At 52.7% G+C, this 23,372-nt stretch carries 24 protein-coding genes and 1 tRNA gene; 9 read left to right on the forward strand and 16 right to left on the reverse strand.

The annotated features are described in order from the left end of the window. The first annotated feature begins 2 nt into the window (after window positions 1-2). Window positions 3-857 (forward strand): cytochrome c1, encoded by an 855-nt coding sequence (locus ACO6S1_RS15820; RefSeq protein WP_422343530.1) that lies wholly within the window; start codon window positions 3-5, stop codon window positions 855-857. A 637-nt stretch (window positions 858-1,494) separates the two neighbouring features. After that, window positions 1,495-1,908: a PilZ domain-containing protein gene (locus tag ACO6S1_RS15825; RefSeq protein WP_422343531.1), complete on the forward strand. Its 414-nt coding sequence runs from the start codon at window positions 1,495-1,497 to the stop codon at window positions 1,906-1,908. A gap of 11 nt (window positions 1,909-1,919) precedes the next feature. Here ACO6S1_RS15825 and ACO6S1_RS15830 read toward each other — a convergent pair whose 3' ends face one another. Continuing rightward, window positions 1,920-3,392 (reverse strand): glycerol kinase, encoded by a 1,473-nt coding sequence (locus ACO6S1_RS15830; protein WP_422343532.1) that lies wholly within the window; start codon window positions 3,390-3,392, stop codon window positions 1,920-1,922. 258 nt (window positions 3,393-3,650) lie between these two features. Between ACO6S1_RS15830 and glpD the strand changes: the two genes are divergently transcribed. Both glpD and ACO6S1_RS15840 read left to right on the forward strand, forming a co-directional pair. Continuing rightward, on the forward strand, window positions 3,651-5,159 hold the full coding sequence (gene glpD / locus ACO6S1_RS15835) for a glycerol-3-phosphate dehydrogenase (RefSeq protein ID WP_422343533.1): 1,509 nt from the start codon (window positions 3,651-3,653) through the stop codon (window positions 5,157-5,159). 45 nt (window positions 5,160-5,204) lie between these two features. Next, window positions 5,205-5,278, forward strand: a tRNA-Gly gene (locus ACO6S1_RS15840). 183 nt (window positions 5,279-5,461) lie between these two features. On the opposite strand, the gene ACO6S1_RS15845 is transcribed toward ACO6S1_RS15840, so the two are convergent. Together ACO6S1_RS15845 and ACO6S1_RS15850 are read right to left on the reverse strand one after the other, a co-directional pair. Further along, the gene (locus ACO6S1_RS15845; protein ID WP_422343534.1) at window positions 5,462-6,547 is read right to left on the reverse strand and encodes a hypothetical protein; all 1,086 of its coding nucleotides are present in this window, start codon (window positions 6,545-6,547) and stop codon (window positions 5,462-5,464) included. Between the two features lie 445 nt (window positions 6,548-6,992). Then, a complete protein-coding gene (locus ACO6S1_RS15850) occupies window positions 6,993-8,240 on the reverse strand; it encodes a hypothetical protein (protein ID WP_422343535.1) in 1,248 nt (415 codons plus the stop codon). Between the two features lie 1,040 nt (window positions 8,241-9,280). Between ACO6S1_RS15850 and ACO6S1_RS15855 the strand changes: the two genes are divergently transcribed. From ACO6S1_RS15855 to ACO6S1_RS15865, 3 genes are all read left to right on the forward strand, one after another. After that, window positions 9,281-9,898 carry a hypothetical protein gene (locus ACO6S1_RS15855; RefSeq protein ID WP_422343536.1) on the forward strand — a complete coding sequence of 206 codons (618 nt, stop codon included), beginning with the start codon at window positions 9,281-9,283 and terminating at the stop codon, window positions 9,896-9,898. A gap of 102 nt (window positions 9,899-10,000) precedes the next feature. Continuing rightward, the gene (locus ACO6S1_RS15860) at window positions 10,001-10,717 is read left to right on the forward strand and encodes a response regulator (protein ID WP_422343537.1); all 717 of its coding nucleotides are present in this window, start codon (window positions 10,001-10,003) and stop codon (window positions 10,715-10,717) included. Further along, on the forward strand, window positions 10,714-12,114 hold the full coding sequence (locus ACO6S1_RS15865) for an ATP-binding protein (protein WP_422343538.1): 1,401 nt from the start codon (window positions 10,714-10,716) through the stop codon (window positions 12,112-12,114). Before ACO6S1_RS15860 ends, ACO6S1_RS15865 begins: the two co-directional genes overlap by 4 nt. Here the strand turns inward: ACO6S1_RS15865 and ACO6S1_RS15870 are convergent. The 13 genes from ACO6S1_RS15870 to flgB form a co-directional block, all read right to left on the reverse strand. Then, window positions 12,101-12,973 (reverse strand): flagellar motor protein MotB, encoded by an 873-nt coding sequence (locus ACO6S1_RS15870; protein ID WP_422343539.1) that lies wholly within the window; start codon window positions 12,971-12,973, stop codon window positions 12,101-12,103. The genes ACO6S1_RS15865 and ACO6S1_RS15870 overlap by 14 nt on opposite strands. Window positions 12,974-12,975: 2 nt before the next feature. Continuing rightward, window positions 12,976-13,839, reverse strand: coding sequence for a flagellar motor stator protein MotA (motA, locus tag ACO6S1_RS15875; protein WP_422343540.1), 864 nt, complete (start codon window positions 13,837-13,839; stop codon window positions 12,976-12,978). Window positions 13,840-13,927: 88 nt separating this feature from the next. After that, window positions 13,928-14,743: a flagellin gene (locus ACO6S1_RS15880; protein ID WP_422343541.1), complete on the reverse strand. Its 816-nt coding sequence runs from the start codon at window positions 14,741-14,743 to the stop codon at window positions 13,928-13,930. 18 nt (window positions 14,744-14,761) lie between these two features. Continuing rightward, window positions 14,762-16,093 carry a flagellar hook-associated protein FlgK gene (flgK, locus tag ACO6S1_RS15885; RefSeq protein WP_422343542.1) on the reverse strand — a complete coding sequence of 444 codons (1,332 nt, stop codon included), beginning with the start codon at window positions 16,091-16,093 and terminating at the stop codon, window positions 14,762-14,764. After that, the gene (locus tag ACO6S1_RS15890) at window positions 16,090-16,368 is read right to left on the reverse strand and encodes a rod-binding protein (RefSeq protein WP_422343543.1); all 279 of its coding nucleotides are present in this window, start codon (window positions 16,366-16,368) and stop codon (window positions 16,090-16,092) included. The genes flgK and ACO6S1_RS15890 overlap by 4 nt, the downstream gene beginning before the upstream one ends. Then, window positions 16,365-17,543: a flagellar basal body P-ring protein FlgI gene (locus ACO6S1_RS15895; RefSeq protein WP_422343544.1), complete on the reverse strand. Its 1,179-nt coding sequence runs from the start codon at window positions 17,541-17,543 to the stop codon at window positions 16,365-16,367. Before ACO6S1_RS15895 ends, ACO6S1_RS15890 begins: the two co-directional genes overlap by 4 nt. Next, window positions 17,504-18,163, reverse strand: a complete 660-nt coding sequence (locus ACO6S1_RS15900; protein ID WP_422343545.1) for a flagellar basal body L-ring protein FlgH — start codon at window positions 18,161-18,163, stop codon at window positions 17,504-17,506. Before ACO6S1_RS15900 ends, ACO6S1_RS15895 begins: the two co-directional genes overlap by 40 nt. 11 nt (window positions 18,164-18,174) lie before the next feature. Then, window positions 18,175-18,963 carry a flagellar basal-body rod protein FlgG gene (gene flgG / locus ACO6S1_RS15905; protein ID WP_422343546.1) on the reverse strand — a complete coding sequence of 263 codons (789 nt, stop codon included), beginning with the start codon at window positions 18,961-18,963 and terminating at the stop codon, window positions 18,175-18,177. A gap of 13 nt (window positions 18,964-18,976) precedes the next feature. Beyond that, window positions 18,977-19,723 (reverse strand): flagellar basal body rod protein FlgF, encoded by a 747-nt coding sequence (locus ACO6S1_RS15910; protein WP_422343547.1) that lies wholly within the window; start codon window positions 19,721-19,723, stop codon window positions 18,977-18,979. Window positions 19,724-19,745: 22 nt separating this feature from the next. After that, window positions 19,746-20,576, reverse strand: a complete 831-nt coding sequence (locus ACO6S1_RS15915; RefSeq protein ID WP_422343548.1) for a flagellar hook-basal body complex protein — start codon at window positions 20,574-20,576, stop codon at window positions 19,746-19,748. A 30-nt stretch (window positions 20,577-20,606) separates the two neighbouring features. Continuing rightward, a complete protein-coding gene (locus tag ACO6S1_RS15920; protein WP_422343549.1) occupies window positions 20,607-21,245 on the reverse strand; it encodes a flagellar hook assembly protein FlgD in 639 nt (212 codons plus the stop codon). Next, window positions 21,242-21,649: a flagellar basal body rod protein FlgC gene (gene flgC / locus ACO6S1_RS15925; protein WP_422343550.1), complete on the reverse strand. Its 408-nt coding sequence runs from the start codon at window positions 21,647-21,649 to the stop codon at window positions 21,242-21,244. The genes ACO6S1_RS15920 and flgC overlap by 4 nt, the downstream gene beginning before the upstream one ends. Continuing rightward, window positions 21,650-21,994, reverse strand: a complete 345-nt coding sequence (gene flgB / locus ACO6S1_RS15930; RefSeq protein ID WP_422343551.1) for a flagellar basal body rod protein FlgB — start codon at window positions 21,992-21,994, stop codon at window positions 21,650-21,652. Between the two features lie 237 nt (window positions 21,995-22,231). Between flgB and ACO6S1_RS15935 the strand changes: the two genes are divergently transcribed. Continuing rightward, window positions 22,232-22,870 (forward strand): MotA/TolQ/ExbB proton channel family protein, encoded by a 639-nt coding sequence (locus ACO6S1_RS15935; protein ID WP_422343552.1) that lies wholly within the window; start codon window positions 22,232-22,234, stop codon window positions 22,868-22,870. Next, window positions 22,867-23,358: a hypothetical protein gene (locus ACO6S1_RS15940; RefSeq protein WP_422343553.1), complete on the forward strand. Its 492-nt coding sequence runs from the start codon at window positions 22,867-22,869 to the stop codon at window positions 23,356-23,358. Before ACO6S1_RS15935 ends, ACO6S1_RS15940 begins: the two co-directional genes overlap by 4 nt. Window positions 23,359-23,372: the final 14 nt, after the last annotated feature.

Genomic DNA, 23,372 nt, shown 5'->3' on the forward strand with positions numbered 1-23,372 from the left:
TAATGGTAAGATTTTTCGGGATATTGATCGGTTTGTTCTTTGCTGGAATGCTGATCTATTCGTTTGGGCGCGGAGCGGTGGAATACATCTCCAATCCGCCGGTTAAAGCCGTGGAATATCAGTTTCACGAAGATCCTAAAAAGATCTCCTTTGCAAGCGATGGCCCTTTTGGGAAATTCGACAAGCAGCAGCTGCAACGCGGTTTTCAAGTGTACAAGGAAGTCTGTGCAGCATGCCATGGCATTCGCTTGGTAGCCTTCCGTAATTTGGCTGAACTTGGTTATAATGAAGATGAAGTGAAAGCTATCGCGGCAAATTGGCCAATTGAAACGCCAGCTATTGATCCGGATACGGGTGAAGCTTCGTCACGTCCGTCCATTCCAGCGGACAATTTCCCCAAGCCATTCGCCAATGATGTCGCGGCTGCGGCGGCCAATAACAATGCTATTCCGCCAGATCTTTCGCTGATCACCAAAGCACGGAATGGCGGCGCCCCTTATATATACTCATTGCTTACGGGCTATTCTGATCCGCCAGCGGCGTTGCCGGAAGCTAATCGCCCTGGAGCAGGTCTCCATTATAATGCCTATTTCGCGAACCTGAACATCGCGATGGCACCGCCGATCACCGGAGATGATCAGGTGACCTACGCAGATGGGACCAGCGCGACTGTTTCGCAGATGGCAGAGGACGTATCCGCTTTCCTGATCTGGACGGCTGAGCCTTCGCTGATCAAGCAAAAGCAAACGGGTTGGGCCGTTATCGCATTTCTTTTGATCGCAACTATCCTGGCCTTCCTGTCATACAAGACAATCTGGGCGGATGTGAAAGCCGAGAAAAAGAAAAAGGACGCTTAACTGCTTTAAGCATCAGTCTTTGAAAACAAAAAGGGCTCACCAATCGGTGAGCCCTTTTTTGTGTTTTATTTCAAGGATCACTCTTTTGCAAAGCATGAATTGTCGCTGTGCAAACTCCGCCCGGGCATGATTGTTATGCTGTTTAATCTTCCGTTGGCTGCTCAACTGAATCAGCCGAACCCTCCATTCCAGCAGTGGGCACGACCAAAGGCTGCTGGTGCCCTGCGATCTGGTCGATCGCGGCAAACCATAAAAGCGTCCAAATAGCCGCTACACTGCCGACTATTAGAATTATTTGTCCAACTTGGCTAAAGCCACCCCTAATCATTTCGCCCACTTTAATTTACCCGAACGTGTGAACGCTACCCTGGATCTTTTTTACCCAAAATACTGATAGAGTCCATAAGGGTTAGCGAAAAAGAGGCGCAAAATAGCCTGATAGGCAAGATATCATGTACGATAATGTAAACCTCATATGGTTCGTTGTTGCCTTTATTTCTTTTGCAACCTGGTGGACGTGACCACAGTCTTAACCGGTTCGGGACACAATTTGATTTGGTCCGTCGGGCGAGCGAAACTTAAGGATCTGTGTACATTACCGTAAATATTGGCGAGCCTAGACTATCGGATCGTTAACATGGTTAAGAGATTGGGAAATAAAGAAACTACCCACAAGCAAGGGATCACTCGCGAACCGAGGGTCCGGAAGCTTGTCAAAATCGAATTATTTGCCGGAAATTCTGGGCCGTACAATTCCATCATCCGTAATCTTTCGGCCTTTGGCGTCCGGGCGACGTCACCCATTGATTTGCACCCCGGACAATTGGTAGAAATAAAAAAAACCGGTTTTGGCAAGGTATCCGGAACCGTACGTTGGGTCAGTGAAGGGGAGTTTGGCATGCAATTTGACCAATCAATTGATGTCGATCTGTTCAATTTCAGCTCGGACAATGATCAAGGGCATTTCGTGAAGAAAATCGATAATGGGCATGTTTGGCGCGGCTTTCATACCGCAACATCCAACAAAAGACCCGGGTTTAGTAAAAGCTGAGAGTGCTCTGTTCACATTTCGAGAACGCTTGCCATTGCTTTTTTCCAACCCAATAGCCGCGCGTTGCGTTCCGATGGCTGAATAGCTGATTGATACGTTTCCACACCCGATATCATTGCTGAAGCATCCTCCAGAGATTCATAAATCCCGCACCCAACGGCCGCAAGCATGGCGGCGCCCAATGCTGTGGTTTCAAAAAATTCCGGTCGCTCGACTGTGATCCCCAAAATATCGGCCAAGTCCTGAACCATCCAGTCATTGGCTACCATTCCGCCGTCAATACGCAATCTCTGCCAATCTGCGCCATCAGCCGAGTAAGCGGTTTTCAGATCGTGACACTGATAAGCCATTGCTTCGAGCGCAGCTCGGACAATATGGGCCTTGGTTGCCGAAAAGCTCAGGCCTGAAATTGTTGCTGTGGCACCGGCTTTCCAATGCGGTGCACCGAGACCGGAAAGCGCCGGTATCAGATAAACTCCTCCGTTATCCTGAACGGATCTCGCCAATTCTTCGCTTTCCCCTGCAAATTTCAGCAGGCCGATGTCATCGCGCAGCCACTGCATCAGGCTACCGGCAACAAATACAGACCCCTCGAGCGCATAGATGCGCTTGCCGTTCAACTGGTAAAGCACCGTCGACAACAGGCGGTTTTCGGATTTGGGCGCGCTTTCGCCGCTATTTGTTAGGATGAATGCGCCGGTGCCAAATGTAGCTTTGGTTTGGCCGACCTCCAGACAGGCCTGTCCGATCGTTGCCGCCTGTTGATCGCCGGCAGATCCGCATATCGCAATCGGGGCACCAAATAATTTGACCGATGTTCTTCCCAACTCACCAGCGCAATCCACTATGTCAGGTAATGTGTGACGGGGCACATCGAAAAGGCCCAGGAGTTCATCATCCCAATCGTCGTCATCCAGCGCCATAAGCATGGTTCGGCTGGCATTACTGGCATCGGTAATATGAAGCCCGTCAGTAAGTCGAAAAATGAGATAGGATTCGATCGTCCCAAATGCAAGATTGTCACCAGCTGCCGGAACATCTGGCCAGTTTTTTAACATCCAGCTCATTTTGCTGCCGGAAAAATAGGGATCGAGCAGCAATCCTGTTTTGGCCTGAATCATCGGTTCCAAACCTTGGGCTTTCATTTGATCACAAATACTTGCGGTTCGCCGATCTTGCCAGACAATCGCCTTGCTGAGGGGTTCTCCGGTACGCTTGTCCCAAGCTACAATTGTTTCTCTTTGGTTGGTAATACCAATGGCAGCAATTTTTTCGGCACCACCGGCTTGCTCAACCATTTTCTGGCAGCAACGTAGCGTCTTTTCCCAGATTTCTGCGGCATCATGTTCAACCAGTCCGGCGGCGGGATAATATTGCTGCAATTCCTCCTGTTGGGATCCATGAAGTTTTCCATCAGCACCGAAGAGCATGGCACGCGTGGATGTTGTACCTTCATCAATTACCAAAATCTGCTGTGCTGCCATCGAACCCCGCTCCTTTTATCTGGATGGCACGCTAATTTGTCGCCTTCAAAAGGCAAGCAAAAGCGCGATGGAGCAAGATATGGACGATTTATCAATGCTAGATCGGCTATTTGAGCGCAACTTCGGCCAGCGATAGAGCCACCACCCGGCTTGTTTCAGAACGAAACGCATCGAAGTCATGGTTTTTACAAAAGATCCAAAACAAATATATTGCACTGCAACATTGATCATCTGGCCAGAAGCTTTATGAGGCGCTTTATGTATGATCTAGCAATTATTGGCGGCGGCATAAATGGTGTCGGCATTGCACGCGATGCAGTGGGCAGGGGGTTGAAAGTCCTATTGGTTGAACGGGATGATCTCGCCGCGCATACTTCCTCGGCGAGTACCAAGCTGGTCCACGGCGGATTGCGTTATCTGGAGCATTACGAATTTAGTTTGGTGCGTAAAGCTTTGCAGGAACGCGAAATATTGTTGCGCAATGCACCCCATATCATCTGGCCAATGCGGTTTGTTTTGCCAGTGGATGAAGGTATGCGCCCGGCATGGTTTCTGAGGCTGGGTTTGTTTTTGTACGATCATCTGGGAACACGGTCTTTGCTGCCGGGGACGAAAAGCCTGAACCTGCTGAAAGACCCGCGCGGGGAACCCCTCCACAAGCGATTGAAAAAGGGATTTGCCTATTCCGATTGCTGGGTTGAGGATGCTCGACTGGTATCGCTGACTGCCCGCGATGCAAAAGAACGAGGGGCGGATATTCGGGTGCAAACCGAATGTGTCGGGATTGAGCGCGGAGCGGATCACTGGACATTGCAGTTAAGCGGCCGAGATGGCGACGCGACAGAACGGGCCAAAGTTCTGATCAATGCTGCCGGCCCATGGGTTGATCCCGTTACAGCACTTTATGATCAAAGCAGTAATGCTGCAAAACTGCGGCTCGTCAAAGGCAGCCATATTGTCATTGCGCGCAAATTTGATGGCGAACATAGTTATATTTTCCAGAACAAGGATGGACGGATCATCTTCGCTATCCCTTATGAAGGCGAGCACACCCTGATAGGTACGACTGATCAACCATGGAGCTATGACGAAGGCCCAGCGAAGATCAGTGATAACGAAATCGACTATCTGTGCTCAGCGGCAAGCGAATATTTTGCGGATCCCGTTACCCGTGATGACGTTCAGTGGACCTATTCTGGTGTCCGGCCGCTTTTTGACGACCATAGTCAATCGGCATCGACCGTAACTCGCGATTATGTGTTTGATTATGATGAAGACGGTGGTGCGCCGGTATTGTCGGTCTTTGGCGGAAAAATAACCACCTACCGCGTGCTTGCGCGGCAAGCGATGAAAACCTTGAAAAGGGTTCTGGATGTCGAAACGGATGACTGGACCAGGGCTGCGGCTTTGCCCGGTGGTGATTTCCCGGCGGATGGTTTCGATGCTCTTGTAACGGAATACGCACAGCGATGGGCGTTTATCGACAAAGATGCAATGGTCCGGTTGGTCCGTGCTTATGGCACGGATGTGACAACCATGCTGGGCGATGCCGAAAACGTGGCCGCACTGGGACGCTATTTCGGCGCTGGCCTTTATGAGACTGAGCTGCATTGGTTGATCACGCACGAATTTGCGAGTACCGCCGAAGATGTCCTGTGGCGCCGGTCAAAGCTTGGGCTGCATATGTCAGAAGCCGAGAAAGCAGTGGTAGCCGAATGGTTTGCCGACCGTGCCGCAAAAACAAAGACAGCAACCACCGTTTCCTGATTGACGCGCCGCCATCACGATGGCAATAGGCCCGCTTGGAAACAGGCGGGTGTAGCTCAATGGTAGAGCAGAAGCCTTCCAAGCTTACGACGAGGGTTCGATTCCCTTCACCCGCTCCAATTTATTGAAAACAAACTATGTAGTTCAATTTGCGCCTGTTAAGGTTAGCGAGACGACAAAAGGGCGTTGCAATCTCCCGAAAAAGCCTCTTGAATCACTCAACCGCTACCCGCGTTAACCCGATAGCGGACATAAGAGGCTCATGAAAATCTAACGGCTGACCGAACTTGCCGATCACCAAACTAGTTGGTTTTGATGTAATACCCGCGACTTCCATCTACCGATTTGAGCCTATCGCCAGAAATGGCAAGTCTAAGCTCTTCAAAAGGCGGCTTTACGAAAACGCGATTGTCTAGTTTGACCTCGTACACGCGCGCCCTCCTATCGGTCGGGACATCGAACCTAGAAGAATATTCTTTCTCCTCATGACGCAATGTCAGCTTGATCGACTGCAACTGCCGGCCATTGCTTGCAGGAGCAAAGGCAAAGCCAAGTTCATAACTGTTCGCCGTTTCTACGCTGCCATCAGTGAAGGAGAATTCGGCATCGATATCCAAACGTGCATTGGGCCGGTCGCGCCGGTTTACCCATATTCCCACACCCCAGTTCCAGTTCACGTTTTCGCTGCTTTGATTCTCCGCGTAATCCGGCGTGTAATCTGACAGGAAGAGACACTCAGCGGGCAGGGGCGGAGGTTGATAATATCCGGTCTTGCCGACCGCACGTCCACTTTCGGCAAGAAATGCAACTGCATGTTCCCAATTCTGCCGCGCCGTCCGCGCAGCAAGTTCCGGGTTGTCGTCTGTACTGCTCATGTCACGATCAAAATAAGCTCCAATCGCCTTTTCATAAGCATCATACATTTCGCGCTCGATTTTTACAGCAGCCTGATGTTTTTCCAAAGGTGGCAGGTCTTTGGGAAAGATTGATTCACCAGACGACGAAAAGTAACCACCTGCCGCAAGAAAGGCACAATTCCACTTTGCACGATTTTTAAGCCGGATATGCTCCATTTCATAAGCAGCAGTAGATTCTTCTCGGCCCCAAACGTAGCTGCTACCTAAGGTAAACACCGCTGTATCACTGTCAAATTGATGTCGGCCCAGTATCACCTGTCCATTGGTTTGCGTCCATTTGCCTTCGCTATAGAGATCAAGACCACCAACCGCCATCATCCACTTATACGTACCGTCTGCCTCAAGCTGGAGCCGCGAAGCCGTTTCCATCACGCCGGTAAGACGATATGATCCTGTTACATTGCCAGCCTTTGCCTGGGCGTTGATATCAGCGGGTTGCTGAGCGAAACTGGTTGGGGCAATGGCAAGCATACAAACTGCGGCGACGAGACAATTTGATAGGTTTCGCAAAGTCAAACTCCCAGGATTTTATATCTTGCTGACAGATTTCGAACCGTAAAGATCAGCGCTACCCATATCATGTACGAGTTTTTTGCGCTGCGCCGCAAGGGTTCTCCAATATTTCCTTAGTGCTTAATTGGGGGTGCGGCGTGATGGTAGCTTTATTCCCAAAGCGAACGTTGGCTAACCTCAAAATTGAAAATACTATCAATACCAATTCAAAACTGCAGGGTCGCCACAAAGAGTCATCCTATTCTCCAAAGAGTGCTGGCTGGCCACCAAGCCCTGATCCAATTCGTGATACTTGATAAGACATTGCCCTCTTCGAGCTACTTGGATTCCGCCAGAGGCCGCTCATTCAGCCGACGGGGCAAATGACAATTCTAATCTTTCCACGGGCTGTGCTGGAATCATGTCATGCTCGCGGGTCGGCGCTTCGTATCGGCAATACTTGGTGGAACTTACCGCTCGCGGTAAATTTGGGTGGTGACTGGCTTTCTCGCACCGTCACGTCCTCCAGGCCGTTATCGCGAAACACGCGTTTCACCGACGGGATGACCTCTTGAAAGACAGTTGCTACCGCCGCCTCGTCGGTCGGTTCTATGCGCACCTCGAAATCTCTCTCGCTGTTCTGGACGAGCTGGATGCGCCGGGCGCGCTCGTGCTCCAGATCGAAAACGAGCGGCGACAGGCTAACCTCGCCCACACGAACGAGCGTCGCCTGACGTCCTTCCACCTGAAAACTGCGGAACGGAGATCCGCAAGAGCAGGAGTCCTCGTGGAATCGAACACAGTCACCGAGATCGTATCGGATGAAAGGCTGAACCTCGTTGGCCAGCACCGTCAGCAGTACTGTCGCCGACAACGTGCCATCGGGAACGGGCTGCATCGACTCGTCGACCGCTTCAAGGATGACCCAGTCTTCGTTCACATGTTTCCGCCCGCGGCTGCATTCGAACGAAAGCACAAGACACTCGGTGCACCCATAGGGGTCGGCAATATCGTATTTCAGCGAGGGGAAGGCCCGCGCAACCCGCGCTCTAAGATCCTCCGTAAGCGTTTCTCCCCCGGTGGTGAAGAGCGCAGGCGCGATCTGTAGCCGACCGGCCTCCTTTTCCTTTACGAGTATCGCCAGCATGCTTGGGTAGGTCACGATCCAGGAGACATTCGAGATCGCATTAAGTCTGTCAACGAGCTGATCAATTGGTTGCTCGGCCTCAATGAAGGTCAAACCAAAACCCCTCGCCAGTGCAGGATTCAGTCTTTGCACCAATTTGTTGAACCCATTTCCAGCGAAGTGACCATTCCCGCCGGTGATCGACACCCTCACACCGAGCTTGCGGACTTCCCGGATGAGCTTCCAATGGTATCGTTCGAAGCGCGCCATCATAATTCCATAGGCGTATTCCACGAAAGATGAGGACAAGACGATGACCGCAGGTTCGCCTGATGTACCCGACGTCTGGAAGACGGCGACACCGTTGATAGGCATACCAACCTTCCGGATATCGCGGAGATGTTCGCGGGCAGTTTCGAGGGGAAGAGAGCGAATTGTGAGCCAGTCGTCGAAGTCCCGCATGAGATCGGGTTTGCGGGTCACCGGCAAGTCGTGCAGTTCGATCTCGCTTGATGGTGGCAGATCCGCGTAGAGTTTGTAAAACATGGGGGAGTCGCGCCGCGCCTTTTCTACGAGACGCCGCAGATTGTGGAGCTGCTTTGCCTCGATACGCTTCCGTCCGCCCCAGCTTGTCCAGAGCCCACCGACTAAATAACCTAGCGCTCTAGGAAGGCTGAAACGCATAATTGTGTACGACTCCAAGGGGAAACTGTGTACCAGATTTGAGAGTTCAAGGCTAACAGAGTTGGCTATTCTGATCCGGTGCTGCAGAGCTCCAAAGTAACTTAACGCCGCCGGAACTCGTCTTAACGACGCGAAGCAGACCATGAAGCGGTTCACCAAAAGCCCGGTTGGGGCTCAATCCCAACGTCCGCTTTCGCGCCCAAAGCGGGCATAAAAAACATGTCAGATATCTCATTGAACGAATGTGTTCTGCAAAGGACAATAATAACCACTCTTTCCACCCGCTCCAGTCTTTGGAATCATTTTTCTGATTTCCGGTTTCGGGACGTAGCGGAGTCAGTGGACCGGCAATTTGCTGTCATTTCTCGTTGGTGTGAAGCGATTCAGATTCCTGTTCCTATTGGCAACAGAATCAAATTTTCGCTATCTTATTGATAAGCTTAAGATCCCACGGTGTATGTTCAGTTCAGGGGCGTCAAAGCTGAATGAGATTATACAGCTTCGACACAGAATCGACCTAAAAAAACTTGCGCAGCTTCGTGAAGAAGGGTGTCTGTTCCTATTCAAAGGTGAGAAACAGCGAGTTTAGGAATTATCACATATCTGGGGTTGTAGGAAAGCCGGAATAGTCTGAGCACAGGGTTACAAAGCTTCACCCGGAAACAGGTCAATCGGATCGCTCAGACAAACGCAGCCGCATGTTGCGGTACCTCGCGCCAATCTATTTTGTGACACAACACTGCCGCAAACTGTCCGCAAAATGAATGAGTTGCTGCAATTGATACAATTTGCGACAATTTTATCCTGTTCTGACAAACTTGCGGGACATATCACCCTTAGAAACATGTTCATGGCGGCCACCAAGGATCGCCTCCCTGAATGAGTAGATAAGGATGAACAATATGAAAAAGACAATTTTGGTTTCGAGTGCTGCGGCTCTTTTGATTGCAAGCGGTGTTGCCATCGCAGCCCCCGGTGGTGGTGGCGGAAAAGGCTGGATGCGGGCTGATGCCAATAATGACAATCAGATCACCCGCGCCGAAATGACCAATGCACTGGAAGAGCGCTGGGCGAAAATGGACGTCAATCAGGACGGTCAGATTTCGCAGGCTGACCGCGATGCGCGCAAGGCACAGCGTTTCGCGGAAATGGACACCAATGGTGACGGCGGTGTTTCACAAGAGGAAATGGAAGCCTATCGCGCAACCCGCAAAGCCGAACGCTTTGCCAAAGCTGATGCCGATGGCAACGGCACGCTAAGCCAGGAAGAAATGCAAAGCATGCGCGGCAAGCGTGGTGGCAAAGGCATGGGAATACGCGGCGGCAAAGGCAAGCGCGGCGGTATGATGAAAAGTGCCGATACCAATGGTGATCAGATGATCAGCAAAGCCGAATTTGAAGCAGCCGCGATGGCTCGCTTTGAAAAGGCGGATGCCAATGGTGATGGCATAGTGACCGCCGAAGAGCGGCAGGCAGCGCGCGAAACACGCCGCGGCGAACGGAATAAAAGAGGCGGTTAATCCCTGAACCACTCTTTTTGTGAACGGGTCACCGGCAATCTCCCTCCCGTAACAGCGCCGGTGATCCGTTCCTTTTTTCCATTCCTGTGTTAGGTGAAGCAGATGTCGGGACAAACGCACATATTATTGGTTGATGATGAAGCCTCGTTGCGCGAGCCCCTGGCCGAATATCTAACCAAGCAGGGCTTCCGCGTTCAACAGGCCAGCGACGCCAGCCAGGCGCGTTCGGTGATGAATGCGTTTAATTTCGACATCATATTGCTCGACATCATGATGCCTGGGGAAGACGGCCTCAGCTTTTGTCGTCATGTGCGCGAGAAAACCGAAACACCGGTGATCTTCATCAGTGCCAAAGGCGAGGAGCTGGAGCGGATTGTCGGTCTGGAACTGGGCGCCGATGATTATGTCACCAAACCGTTTAGCCCGCGGGAACTGGTTGCACGTATCAAGGTCGTGTTGCGGCGGACCAATAATGGCAATGGTATCAATCCGGGCAGCGGATCCATCTATCAGTTTTCCGGTTGGACACTGAAAACGGATCAGCGCAACCTGGTCGATGTGGAAGGCGTTCTCGTGCCCCTTTCCAGCGGAGAATATCAGATGCTGCTCGCATTGCTTTCGCGCGCAGGGCAAGTGTTGAATCGTGATCAGCTGCTCGACATCACCCAGGGGCGCGAAGCACATGCTTTTGATCGCGCAGTTGATAATCAGATCAGCCGTCTGCGCCGGAAAATAGAATCCGATCCCAAAAATCCGGAAATCATCAAGACCGTCTGGGGCGGCGGCTATGTGCTCGCCGGAGACGTCAAAACATTATGAGGCGATTGCTCCCGAAAAGTCTGATTGGGCAGCTTTTGGCATTGGTCGCGATTACCTTGTTGATAGCGCAGGCCATAAATAGTGTCCTGCTCTATCGCGGTGTGCAAAATCAGAAAATAGTGGAATCTTCGGCATCTGCTGTGGCCCGCATCGCCGGCGAGATTGAGCGTATCGACGAGCGTGGCTTTCGCCCACATCGCTATCGGTCCGATGGCAGCTTGCGCAATCGTAGAAACCGACCCAGCGTCACTGGCGAAAGTACTGTTACAGATGCGCAAAACCGGTTGCACGATGTCGAAGATCGCGCAATCCGCGCGTTCGACAATTTGGGCATAAACATATTGGCGATAAAAGTCGCGCGTGTGGATAGCCTTCCCGCAAACATGGCCAATAGCGTCATAGGCTTGCGCCGGGATCGTGAGAGGATGAGAGTTGCAGGCTCTCGCCGCATGGACCACCGGATCGAAGGCTTCATCCTGATGTCCGCAAAAATTGAGGAAGGGCGATGGTTGAATGTCGCTTCGGTCGTGCGGGATCGCAATCCCAGACTGATCCGCACGCTGCTGTTCCAAACAGCCGTCATCTACCTCATACTGCTGATCCCCTTGATCTGGTTGGGCCGATATATATCGCGTCCCTTGAAGGCGCTGACCAAGGGTGCGGAAAATTTCAAGCCCGGTGTAAGCGCTCCGATTGACGAGAGTGGGCCACCCGATACGAAACAGCTCATCGCAGCGTTCAACGATATGAACAAGCGTGTCGGTGCGATGCTGGATGAAAAGGATTTGATGCTGGGCGCCATCGGGCATGATTTGCGAACGCCATTGGCCGCGCTGCGCGTGCGGGTTGAGAGCGTGGATGACGATGATGAACGCGAGAGAATGATTGCCGGCATCGATGATATGGACCGGACGCTGGATGATATCCTGTCTCTGGCACGCCTGGGGCGGTCTAACGAAACTGCCGAACAGACCGATATCAGCGCCCTGATAGAAACCGTGGCTGACGAGTTTAGCGATATGGGCGCAGAGGTCTCGTTCACGCGCGGGGATCGTGCGATCGCCAATATTCAGGCGACGCTGATCCGAAGGGCATTGCGAAACCTGATCGGTAATGCGGTGAAATATGGCAATCGGGCGATGATCACTGTGGATAAAACCGATGACAAGTTGTTGATTCATGTTGATGATGAAGGCCCCGGCATTCCCGAAGATCAAATTGACGCGATGTTTGAACCGTTCGTCCGCAAAGAAATGTCACGCAACCGGGCAACCGGCGGATCTGGACTGGGCCTGACTTTAGCCCGAGCGATTGTCCGTGATCATGGCGGGGATGTCATATTGCAAAATCGCGAGCAGGGCGGCTTGCGCGCGTCTGTGATCCTCAATCTGAATTAGGCGGTGTTCGCCAGCCCAACGTGATCGAAATCCGGCGATTGCGGGGATCGTAAATATCATCCGGCGTATAGGGCTCGCGATCCGATACACCCTCTATTCGGAAAAAAGCATCGGGCGCTATCCCGTTTTTCTGAAGCTCTTTGCGGGTTGCCTCAGCCCGTGCTGTGGAGAGCATCCAGTTGTTCATAGTCTTGCCAGAGGAAAAGGGCAGGGCGTCAGTATGGCCTCTGATCATCAGAGGGTTTGGTGCCGGTTCGATTGCCCGCGCAACCTCGCGCAGCAACTCCCGCGCGCGCGGTAATAGGGTATCGGTGGCCAGCGCGAACATTGAAAAATCCGCTTCGTCAATCAGTTCTATGCGCAACCCTTCACGCGTCTCGGTAAAACGAATATTATGATATAATTCCTTGAGATTTTCGTCCCCTTTTAGACGCTCTTCAATGCGCTGTTTCACATTGTCAAACTGCTCGCGATCTTGCTGTTTTGGATCACCGCTGCGGGAATCATCCGCATTGATATTGTTCTGTGGCATATTAAGCGAACGCAGGCCGATTTGCCCTGCGAGATTGCGATAATCTTCATCGGACAGGATGGTATCGCCGCCAAAAATGCCCTCGGCACCGGCGCTATGATCACGCATCTGGATCAGTGTTGGGGTGAAATATTCGGCCAAGGCTTCGCGCTCGGTGTCTTCGGTTGCGCTAAGCAACCATAGAAGCAGAAAGAAAGCCATCATCGCGGTCACGAAATCGGCATAGGCGACTTTCCATGTGCCACCCGGACGAGAATTGCTCGCTTGTGCGAAGACCTTTTTGACAATTATCGGGCGCTGTTTCTCGATATTTCTGCCACGGGCCATGATCAATTTCCACGGATACCGTCAAACACATCGGTAAAGGCAGGCTGGTTCGTTCTTATCAGGCCCGATCGCGCAGCTTCGATCACCAGGGGTTGGGGGTGGCCATGCAGGGAAGCAACGATGATCTGCTTGACGATATGATATATGGCATTGTCACTTTCGATCACCTGTCTCGCCCGTCCAGCCATGGGGCCAACAAAACCGTAGGACAGCAATACACCCAAAAATGTTCCGACCAGCGCGGATCCGATCATCCCGCCTAGAATTTCTGGTGGTTGGTCGATCGCACCCATGGTTTTGACAACGCCCAGCACCGCTGCGACAATCCCCAGTGCAGGCAGTGCATCAGCAAGAGTCTGAAGTTTGTCGGCAGGCGCAATGGCTTCATCATGTGCAGTTTTGAGGCTGTTATCCATAACCTCCTCAACGGCATAAGGATCGATAATACCTGAAGAAACAACGACCAGACGCAGCGTATCACAGATCAGGGCAATCAGATTTTCGTCTTCGAGCAGCCGGGGATATTCGGCAAAAACAATCGAGTTTGCAGGGTCTTCGATATGCTTCTCCAGCACCAGCGGGCTATCGGATCGCATTATTTTCATCAGCTTTGAGACCAGAAAAATGCAATCGAGAAAGTCGCTCTTGCCATATTTGGGTCCCTTGAAGACGCGGGCGACACCGCCAGCCAATTGCTTCAAACCCGCCACATTATTGCCGAGCACCAGACCGCCGATAGCGGCGCCGCCAATAATGCCCATCTCGATAGGCAGGGCCTGTACAACGGCGCCGATATTCCCGCCGGAAAGCGTGAATATACCAAAGACCATGACCAATAATATGACGATACCAATCGCTGCGAACATAAACGTTTCCTGCCATCTAGAATGGGTGGAGATTTACGACATGCGGCCAGCCATCCCTGTCCGTAAAACGGATAAGCAGCAGCCGCTTTTAGCGGAGTTGATCAAACAGACTGGTTTGTTCAATCCGGGCATAGGCGGCCTGGGCGGCTTCCAGACTGATCAGCATTTTCTGGACTTCTGTTATTGCCACTGTGAGGTCGGTTTCCTCTAAAGTCTTGCGATACTCGCTGACATCTATCTGCCGGTCTTTCAGGCGGGCTGCCCCTTGTTCCAGCCTGTCGCTTTCAATGCCATGCTTGCCTTGAATATTCGCCGTAGTGGAAATTTGTGCATCAAGCGGTGCCAGCAATGCACTGCGCTGGCTGGCATTGCCCGTGCGGATGGTGGCGGCCATGGTGGTGATTAAGGGTGCGAGTGCATTGAAATCGGTGCGGGAAGGTGCAGCAATAACCACGGCGTTGTCGTCAATCGGAATCTCAAGTGGAGGGCCAATGCTGAACAATGGTTGGCCAAAGGCATTTTCCTGCGCCAACAAATCCGAGATCGTATCACCAATGCTTTCAATCTCCTGTGCAATGGTTACCAGATCTGCCTGCGAAATTGTTTGGCTGCTGGCCTGCACCAAAAGCTCTTTTGCACGGATCAGTTGGTCATTTATCCCGGTGATTGCACCATCGGCCTGCCCGGCAATGGAAACACCGCGATCGATATTTTTGAGCCACGCACCCATATTGGCCTGCACCTTGGCGATGTTGGAAATTTGTGACCATGCCGCCGGGTCTTCCGAAGCCCTATTTATCCGGCGACGGGTTGAAATTTGTTCCTGACGATCAGCGATTTTCTGGGCCAGATCATTTTGTAATATTACAGCGTTGGACGGACGATTGCGGTTGACGGATTGCATCGGAAACTCCTTTCGGATTTAGAATAAGGCAAGAATGCTCTGCATATTTTCTCGCGCGACCTGAATGACACGGGAAGACGCATTGTAAGCTTCCTGAAAGCGCAGCAGATCAGCCGCCTCGCGATCAAGATCGACAGAAGAAAGATTATCACGCGCTTCCCGCGCCGCTTCATATTGCGCCTTTGCTGCGGCATTTTCGCTTTGCGCAGCGGCGGTTACAATTGCTTGTGCGCCGACAATATTGGTCCAGACCTGTTCAACGCCATTTGGCCCACGCAACGCAGAAAAATTGACAATGTTGCCATTGGCTGCACCACCGGGCGTTGCCAATGCAAGGTCTGCCGGATCGCGCGTTACCATTGCTAGACTGGAAGCACCGCCAGTTGCATTGAGCAATGGCGTACCGGCGGTTCCGGCATTTGTTTCGCCTGCGGCTTGCCAGGCGTTGACGTCCGCTGCGAACTGACTGGCCAGACTGTCCAGTTCCGCTCGTCTCTGAACAGTCGTATTGGCGCTGGAGGCAAGGGCCGCCAGTGAACCGCGTGCAGGCGCCGACACGGCCGTGCCATTCACGCTAAAATCAAGGCTGCCATTTGCCTGGGTCGCGACCGACAGACTGTTTGTCTGACCAATATCGACTATTGATTGGCCATCATAGCTGATGTTGGCGACACCTTTGTCGGCAAAACTGATCGTCACATCCATGCGCTCGCTAAGCACGGCAAGCGCTGTATCGCGTTGATCCAGCAAGGCCGCCTGTTTTGCTGATCCATCTGTCGCTGTGCGTAGCGACAGATTTATTTTGGCGAGATTTTCGGCGGCCTGGTTAAAGGTGGTGACTTCCTTTTGTGCGGTGCCACTGATCTGGCCCGACAATGTCGCAAGATCATTGGCAGCGCGATTGATTGCCGAAACCGCCTCGTCAATATCACTGATGAATTGATTGCGTAGGACAGTGCTGAAAGGCGTGCTGGCAAGCTGTTCCGCAACCGCAAAGACTTGGGTCAGCTTTGTACCGACACCATGGTCGTTATCACCAAGCGCTGTTTCTGCATTGCCCATCCAGCGAGACCGGGTTTCTGCACCATAGAGCGCCGCGCCCGTCAAACGCACATTGGCTTCCAAAAAGGGGTCGGATGATCTGACTAAGCCATTGGTTTCAACGCCGCCAAGACCGAACTGATTGAGGTAATAAGGATTGAACCCGGCCGTAGCGGTCAATTCGCCAAGGCGCATATTTCGGCGCACATAGTTCGGGTTTTCCGCATTGCTGATATTGATTGAAATTGTCGAAAGGGCACGTTGATAGGCGCGGATGCCTGACGTACCGATGGAATACATATCCGTCATATCTTATCCTTCCATTGTGAAACCAGCATGTCCGCAATCCCCAGACCATTTTGCTGCACCATCTGATCAGCGATCCGGTCATCCATCAGGGTACGAAATTGGTCGCTGCCGTTATTCGCCAGCAGGTCTTCGCCCAGACTTGCTGCACGCATGGCACCGATCATGTTGCGCACAAAAATCGCTTCAAATCCTTGAGCGGCCTGTTGGAGTTTTTGCTGATCCGATTGCGTTTCGGAACGCACGGGGTTTTGATAGGGTGTTATTGTCGGGATCATTGGATCAAAAGCTCCGCCTTCATTGCGCCTGCCTGTTTCAGTGCTTCCAGAATGGCGACAAGATCCCCCGGTGTCGCGCCGATTGCATTTATCGTTTCGACGATTTCCGCGAGCGAGGCACCGCGATCAAAGGCAAACATCGGAACGTCTTCCTCTTCGATCTCAATCTCGCTATCCGGTTCGATGGCTGTCTGGCCGCGACTAAACGGGGCTGGTTGCACGACGAGCGGGCGCTCCTTAATTTTGACCGTCAACTTGCCATGACTGACAGCTGCGGGAGTGATGCGCACCATCTCGTTTATAACCACGGTTCCTGTCCGTGCATTCACAATCACGCGCGCGGCTGACTTTGCCGGATTGACTTCGATATTCTCGATCAAACCCATTTGCATGATGCGCTGGGTTGCGCCTGGCTCGGTTTGTATTTGGATTGATACGGCATCGATCGCCTTCGCCATCTGATTACCCGTTTTACGGTTGATGGCATCGGCAACGCGAAGCGCCGTGGTTAGATCAGGTTCGCCAAGATTGAATGTCAGATAGGGCGCGTCAGCGAAACCGGTCATAACGCTGCGCTCGACCGTGGCACCGCCGGGAATGCGTCCCGCGCTGGGTATATTCACCAAGGTTCGCGATCCATCATCGGCATCCACGCCTAGCCCGCCCACCGCCAGACTACCCTGTGCCATCGCATAGATTTGACCATCGGCACCAAGCAAAGGCATCATGATCAACGTCCCGCCACGCAGTGACTTGGCTCTGCCGATCGCCGATACGGTTACATCCAGTCGTTGCCCCGGCTTGGCGAACGGCGGCAGATCGGCGGTGACAATTACCGCTGCGGCATTTCTCAAGGACGGATTGACGTTCGGCGGCAAGTTGAGGCCAAAGCGCGAGACGGTACCCTTCATCCCTTGAGTAGCATATTCCAGATTGTCATCACCTGTGCCAGCCAATCCCACTACGATACCATATCCGGTCAGCTGGTTGGTTCGCAGGCCTTCAAAACTGCCAATATCCTTGATGCGGGTTGCGTGAACCGGCGCACACCAGAGCAGCGCAACACCAATCACAAGTCCAAAAACATGTTTGATATCGCATAATCGGAGAAGGGTTGCAGCGGGCATGGATGAACCTAAAAGGGCGAGATTGCGGAAAAGAATTTCTGCAACCATCCCTGTTTGCTTGCACGCGCGATTTCTCCCGAACCGGAATAAGCGATACGCGCATCGGCAACGCGCGACGATAAAATCCGGTTGTCAGTGCTGATATCCGCTGCGCGCACAATGCCCGTCATCTGGATATATTCTTCGCCGCGGTTGAGGTTTAACAACTTTTCGCCCTTCACTTTCATCGTGCCGTTGGGATAGATTTCCGCAATGGTGACACTGATTTCACCGATCAGGCTGTTCGCTTGCGCTGCCCGTCCTGAACCTGAAAACGACTGATCGCCACCAATGTTTACATCGCTCGGGTCGAACAAAGCCAATGGGCCAGTTGTTGGTGGCGTAAGCCCGAATTCACCGCTTCTGTTTGTGGCTGCGCTGTTGCTTTTGACCGCCGATGTGCGCTCGACCAGCTGGATAGTAAGGACATCGCCGATCCGGGACGCCCGTGCGCCGCTGGTTAAGGCTGCATAGCCATTTGCTGCCTGAAATATCGCGCCATTGCCTTGCGATAAGCTGGCGGCTGCCGGTGCGATTGTCGGCGCAAACCCGGGGCGGGGGCCATCGCTGGATCCAGCAAAGCAACCGGACAAAGCGATTACGCAGAGGGGAAGCAAAAGGCTCTTCATATCCGTTCCGGTCACAATTGCTGGTTCACAAATTGCAGCATTTCATCCGTGGCGGAGATCATTTTGCTGTTCACTTCATAAGCGCGCTGCGTCTCGATCATATCGACCAGCTCCTCGACAATATTGACGTTGGATTGCTCCAGAAAACCGGCCCGCAAACTACCGCGGCCATCTTCGCTGGCTGGACCTATCTGCGGTTCGCCGCTGGCTTCACTTTCGGTCAGCAAATTGTCGCCAACCGGCTTAAGGCCTGCAGGGTTTACGAAAGAGGCCGTTTCGATCTGACCCAGTTCTGTTATTTCCGTCTCGCCAGCCAAAGCGACAGAGACGATACCGTCTTTGCCGATGGTAATGCCCGTCGCTCCTTCCGGTATCTGGATTTCAGGGACAAGCGGAAGGCCGCTGGCGGTTACCACAATGCCCTCTGACGTTCGGCTGAAATTACCGGCTCTGGTATAGCCAATTTGTCCGTCTCGCATTTCCACCTGGAAATAGCCCGGCCCTTCAATGGCGATATCAAGAGCGTTGCCTGTTGTCTGCAGGGTGCCTTGTGTTTCTATCCGGGCGGTGCCTTGGACAGCAACGCCGGTGCCGAGAGACAGTCCAATAGCATATCGGTTCTGTTCGTCAGCTGGAGCACCTGGCGTTACATCATGCTGATAGACCAGCGTTTCAAAACTGGCGCGCTGCCGTTTGAAACCGTTGGTATTCACATTGGCCAGATTATTGGCAATGACCCGCATCTTTACATTCTGGGCATCCAGTCCGGTACGTGCGACTTGCAAGGCTCCGTTACTCATATTCGATTCCTTCCTAACCGTTGGGCAATTGCATCAGGCTCGCGCCGCTGCTGTCGATATCTTTCGCGGTGGAGAGAAACTTGACCTGGATTTCCCATGCGCGACTGGCTTCGATCATATCCACCAATGCGGTGGTCATGTTGACATTGGAACCTTCGAGAGATCCTTCGGTAATTCCGGCATCGGGATCATTCGGCAATATGCCGCCACCTCGAACCCGGAACAGGTTGTCATGTCCTTTGACAATGTCGCTACCGGTAAAGGAAACCAGAGCCAGCCGGTCGATCTGCTGCATCTCGCCATCGGGATCATTCTGTGGCAAAATCCAAACACCGCCGTCTTGTGCAATATTGATCCTGTCAGCAGGCGGAATGATAAGCGGACCGGCTTCACCCCAGACCGGATCGCCAGCACCGGTCGTCAACAAACCGGTTTCGCTAAGCTGCAGATCGCCACGCCTGGTATAGGCTGGTTCACCATCGCTGCCTTGAACCGTGAGCATCGCATCACCGTTAAGGGCGACATCAAGCGCGCGACCGGTTTTGGTCACCGATGCTGCGGTGAGATCAGCGGTGAGCACTCTTTCATAAGCAATCGCCCGGCTATCAAACGCAGCACTGCTGAGATGCCGTGCCTTGGCGTTGATCACCTCTGCCCGAAAACCGGTTGTTGACGCGTTGGCCATGTTGTTGGCGATAGCCGTTTGGCGTGCCATTATGCCTTGCATGGCGCTCAAGCTGCTGTGGATCATTTTGTCCATTGCTCATATACTCCGGACGTTATCAGACCTGAAGGTTGATGATGGTTTGAGTCAGTGTATTGGCTGTTTCAATGGCTTGTGCGTTGGCCTGAAAATTCCGCTGGGCACCGATCAGAGAGACAAGCTCTTCCGTGAGATCCACATTCGCGCGCTCCAGAAGGCCTGAACGCACTTCACCCATTGGCCCCTGGCCAGCACCATTAATTTGCGGGTTACCGCTATCGCCTGTGGCTTGCCAATGCGCGTCACCAATCGGCCGCAGTCCTTCGTTATTGGTGAAAGACGCCATCGCCATCGACCCGAGATTGAGCGTGTTGCCATTCGCAAAAGTTGCCGTCACCAGACCGCTATTGGCAATGGAGATATTGGCGAGAACAGCTGTCGGATTAGCTGGATCAAACGCGGGGACCTGAAAATCAAGCATGCTGCCGATGGCGGTGGAGGTGATATTGCCATTGGCATCAACGGGCAATAGCTGCACCTTGCTTCCCAAAGTATCGATGACTTCGCGGTTGGAATTTAGTCCGAAAACACCATTGCGAGTGAAGCTGACATCGGAGCGGGGCGGTTGACCGCGAACGACGAAAAATCCTTCACCCGCAATCGCAACATCCAATGTTTTTCCGGTTGATTCCAGTGTGCCTTGTGCAAATTGTTGGGTAATGCCGTTGAGCCTTACACCTTGGCCGGCAACAGTTTTTGTTGATTGCGTTGGCGAGGCTGCGAAGAGATCGCCAAATACTGCACGGCTGCGTTTGAAGCCAACCGAACCGGCGTTCGAGACATTGTTGGATATGGTCGACAGGTCGGTTTGTGATGCTTTGAGTCCGGATAGAGACGTGTAAAAAGACATAGGTTAATCTCCTTGATTTGACAGCGTTTGTTAACGGAGGCGGATTGCGTCTGAGAGCCAGAACTCTCCGCGCGAGGTGATCAGACGGGCATTTGCGCCATCTGTTGGCGACTGAACAGCATTCACTTTAGACCAGGACGAAAGTCCGGATATGACGCCGCCATTCACTCTGACTTTAAGCGCACCAAGGTCCAGTGGCTTGCCGTTTTCATCCAGAGCATCCCATTCGAATATAATGGGTCCGGCCTCTTGCTTGCCCAATTCTATGGACTGAACAATTTCGCCGCGATCATTCAGAAAATCGATGGAAAGGTCTTTTGCGGGTGCGGTGAGGGTGAACTCTCCGGCATATTGTCCGGCCTCGTTCGGAATCGCGACATTTCCAGGCAACAGAACATTTCTTCCCAGCCAGCTTGAGGCATCGCCGATGCGGTTATTTTCGTAAAGCTTCTTCAGTGAATCGTTCATTTCCTCGATACCGGCGACGGTCGAGAACTGTGCCATCTGCGCTACCATGCCGTTGCTATCCAGCGGCTTGAAAGGGTCCTGCATTTTCAACTGTGCAGTCATCAGGCGAAGAAAGGCGGCCTGATCGAGATTGCCACCGGACAGAGATCTGGTCCGGGAAGCGTCGGCGGTTGCGGATGCTATGTCAGTTATCGTGGTCATGAATTACCCATCCTTATGGTTTCCAAGATTAGTGATTTCGCGGTTTGCAACACCTGCACGTTATTCTGGTACTGGCGCGCGGTTTCGATCATCTCGATCATTTCGGTGGCTTCGTCGACGCCAGCTTCCCAAACATAACCTTCGGCATCTGCCTTGGGATTTGTCGGGTCATGGCGTTTCTTCGGTTGCGTATCTGATTGGACTATTCGCTCGACATCGACGGTCGCAAACTCCGGACTGTCAACATATGTGCGGAAAACTGGTTTCAGTGCGCGAAACGCTTCCGCTTCGCTGCTCGCCACCGAACGGGCATTGGCCATATTCGATGCAGTGGTATTCAGCCGGGTCAGCTGTGCCGCCATTGCCCGTCCGGAGATATCAAATATGTTGATGGGATTGGTCACCTATTCCCCCTTCATCGCGCGGCGCAATGTGCCGATGCGCCCGTCGAGAAACGATAATGTGGTGCGATACTGAACAGCGTTTTCGGCAAAGAGGGTTTGCTCTGTGGACAGTTCAACGGTGTTGCCATCCATGGCGGGTTGCAGAGGGACGCGGTAGCCGCTGTGGCTTGCCGCACTGTCACTAAGCGTTGTGCCGTCAGCAATGGAAGCGATGGCTTTTTCATAGTCCAGATCACGCGCCTTGAAATGCGGCGTCGCTGCGTTGGCAATATTGGATGCTAGCATATTGAGCCGCTGTGATCGCAGCGAAAGGGCATCTCCATAAATACCGAAAATTCTGTCCATAGCCGGAACCGATGCTCCCTTATCGAAGGTTAAACGCCGGTCTTTGCCATCCGTTTTGAAAGGCAGAGAACCAGTCTCCTTCCCTCAGCAAATGGTGTGCCAAAGTCCCAATGCCCTGCAATTCCGCTCTTTTCCCTCCTCGCTCGGTTCGAAGCGTCAAAATAACGCGCCAGATAATTGTCGGTTTGCGACATTTTTTTGTCACCTTGGCACTCGCAGCAGAACAAGGAGGTCGACATGCAATCGGTTCTTGATCTTTTTGATCCGTTGGCTTTTGCGTTGGTTTGGTTGGGGGCGATTGCCGTTGTAGGTGCACAGGAGGGGCGGCGCGGACTGGTAAGCAGTCTGGTGGCATGCAAAACTTTGTTGCTTGCAAATCCAGCTCGTGATGCTCAGGTGGCACAGAGGGCGGTGCGCCGGGTGGAGACCGTCATCGATTTGAAAGGTCTGCAATGCATCGACCGCATCAAAGCGCAAACCGGCTTTGTCGGACATGCGGTCGGTTATCTCGCAAATGATCCCGATGCCGAACGATTTTCCGCGTGGGCAAAGGCCAATCTAGAGGATCGCGAAATGCGTCACAACAGCGTTATTCGCTTCTGGATGACCATGGCGGACGTGGCACCCGCCATAGGTATGGTCGGCACGATCATTGGTCTTGTTCGCCTTTTCACAGACCTTGAAAGCTCGGACAATATGGGTTCGGCCATGGCTTTGGCATTGCTGACGACCTTATATGGATTGGTTCTCTCCAATGTCGTGGCGGCGCCGATATCACAACGTTTTCTGCGCCTTTCGGCCGAAGAGCTGAAGTGGCAAAGAGCGTTGACCGACAAGCTGGTTGCGGTGATATCCCGTTATGAAAAGTCACCATGACGGTAAAGAGGACCAATCGATGGTCGCTGGCATTTGCCGACCTTAGCCTGTTGATGATGGGCTTTGTGGTTTTGTCTTTTGTTCGTCCGGAAACATTTACGGACGCGGCCGAGGCGTCGATACCGTTGGAGATATTTGAATGGCCCACGGCATCGCTTTTTGAATCAAACGAGGCAATGCTTTCCGAGAGCGGAAGGCAAAGGGCGAGATCGGTGGCCCTCGTTATTCGCGAGCGATCTGCCCGGGTTGAATTGTCAATAAGTGGTCATGCACCAGCATCGGCAAGACTGGATCAATGGGAATTGTCCTCGGCACGAATGGCATCCTTCGCACGGGGTTTAAAAGTCGAGGGTGTTGCAGATACAGCAATTAGATTTGGGGGGCAGGACGCAGGCGGAAATGATGCTCCGCAACGACTGATCATCTCCATCTGGCCGTGGACGGACAATATAAAGACCGGTCATGGCACGGGCTTTGCTTCTCCATAGTTCCGCAAGATAGA

This window comes from Parasphingorhabdus sp. (assembly GCF_965233695.1).
Lineage (GTDB): Bacteria > Pseudomonadota > Alphaproteobacteria > Sphingomonadales > Sphingomonadaceae > Parasphingorhabdus.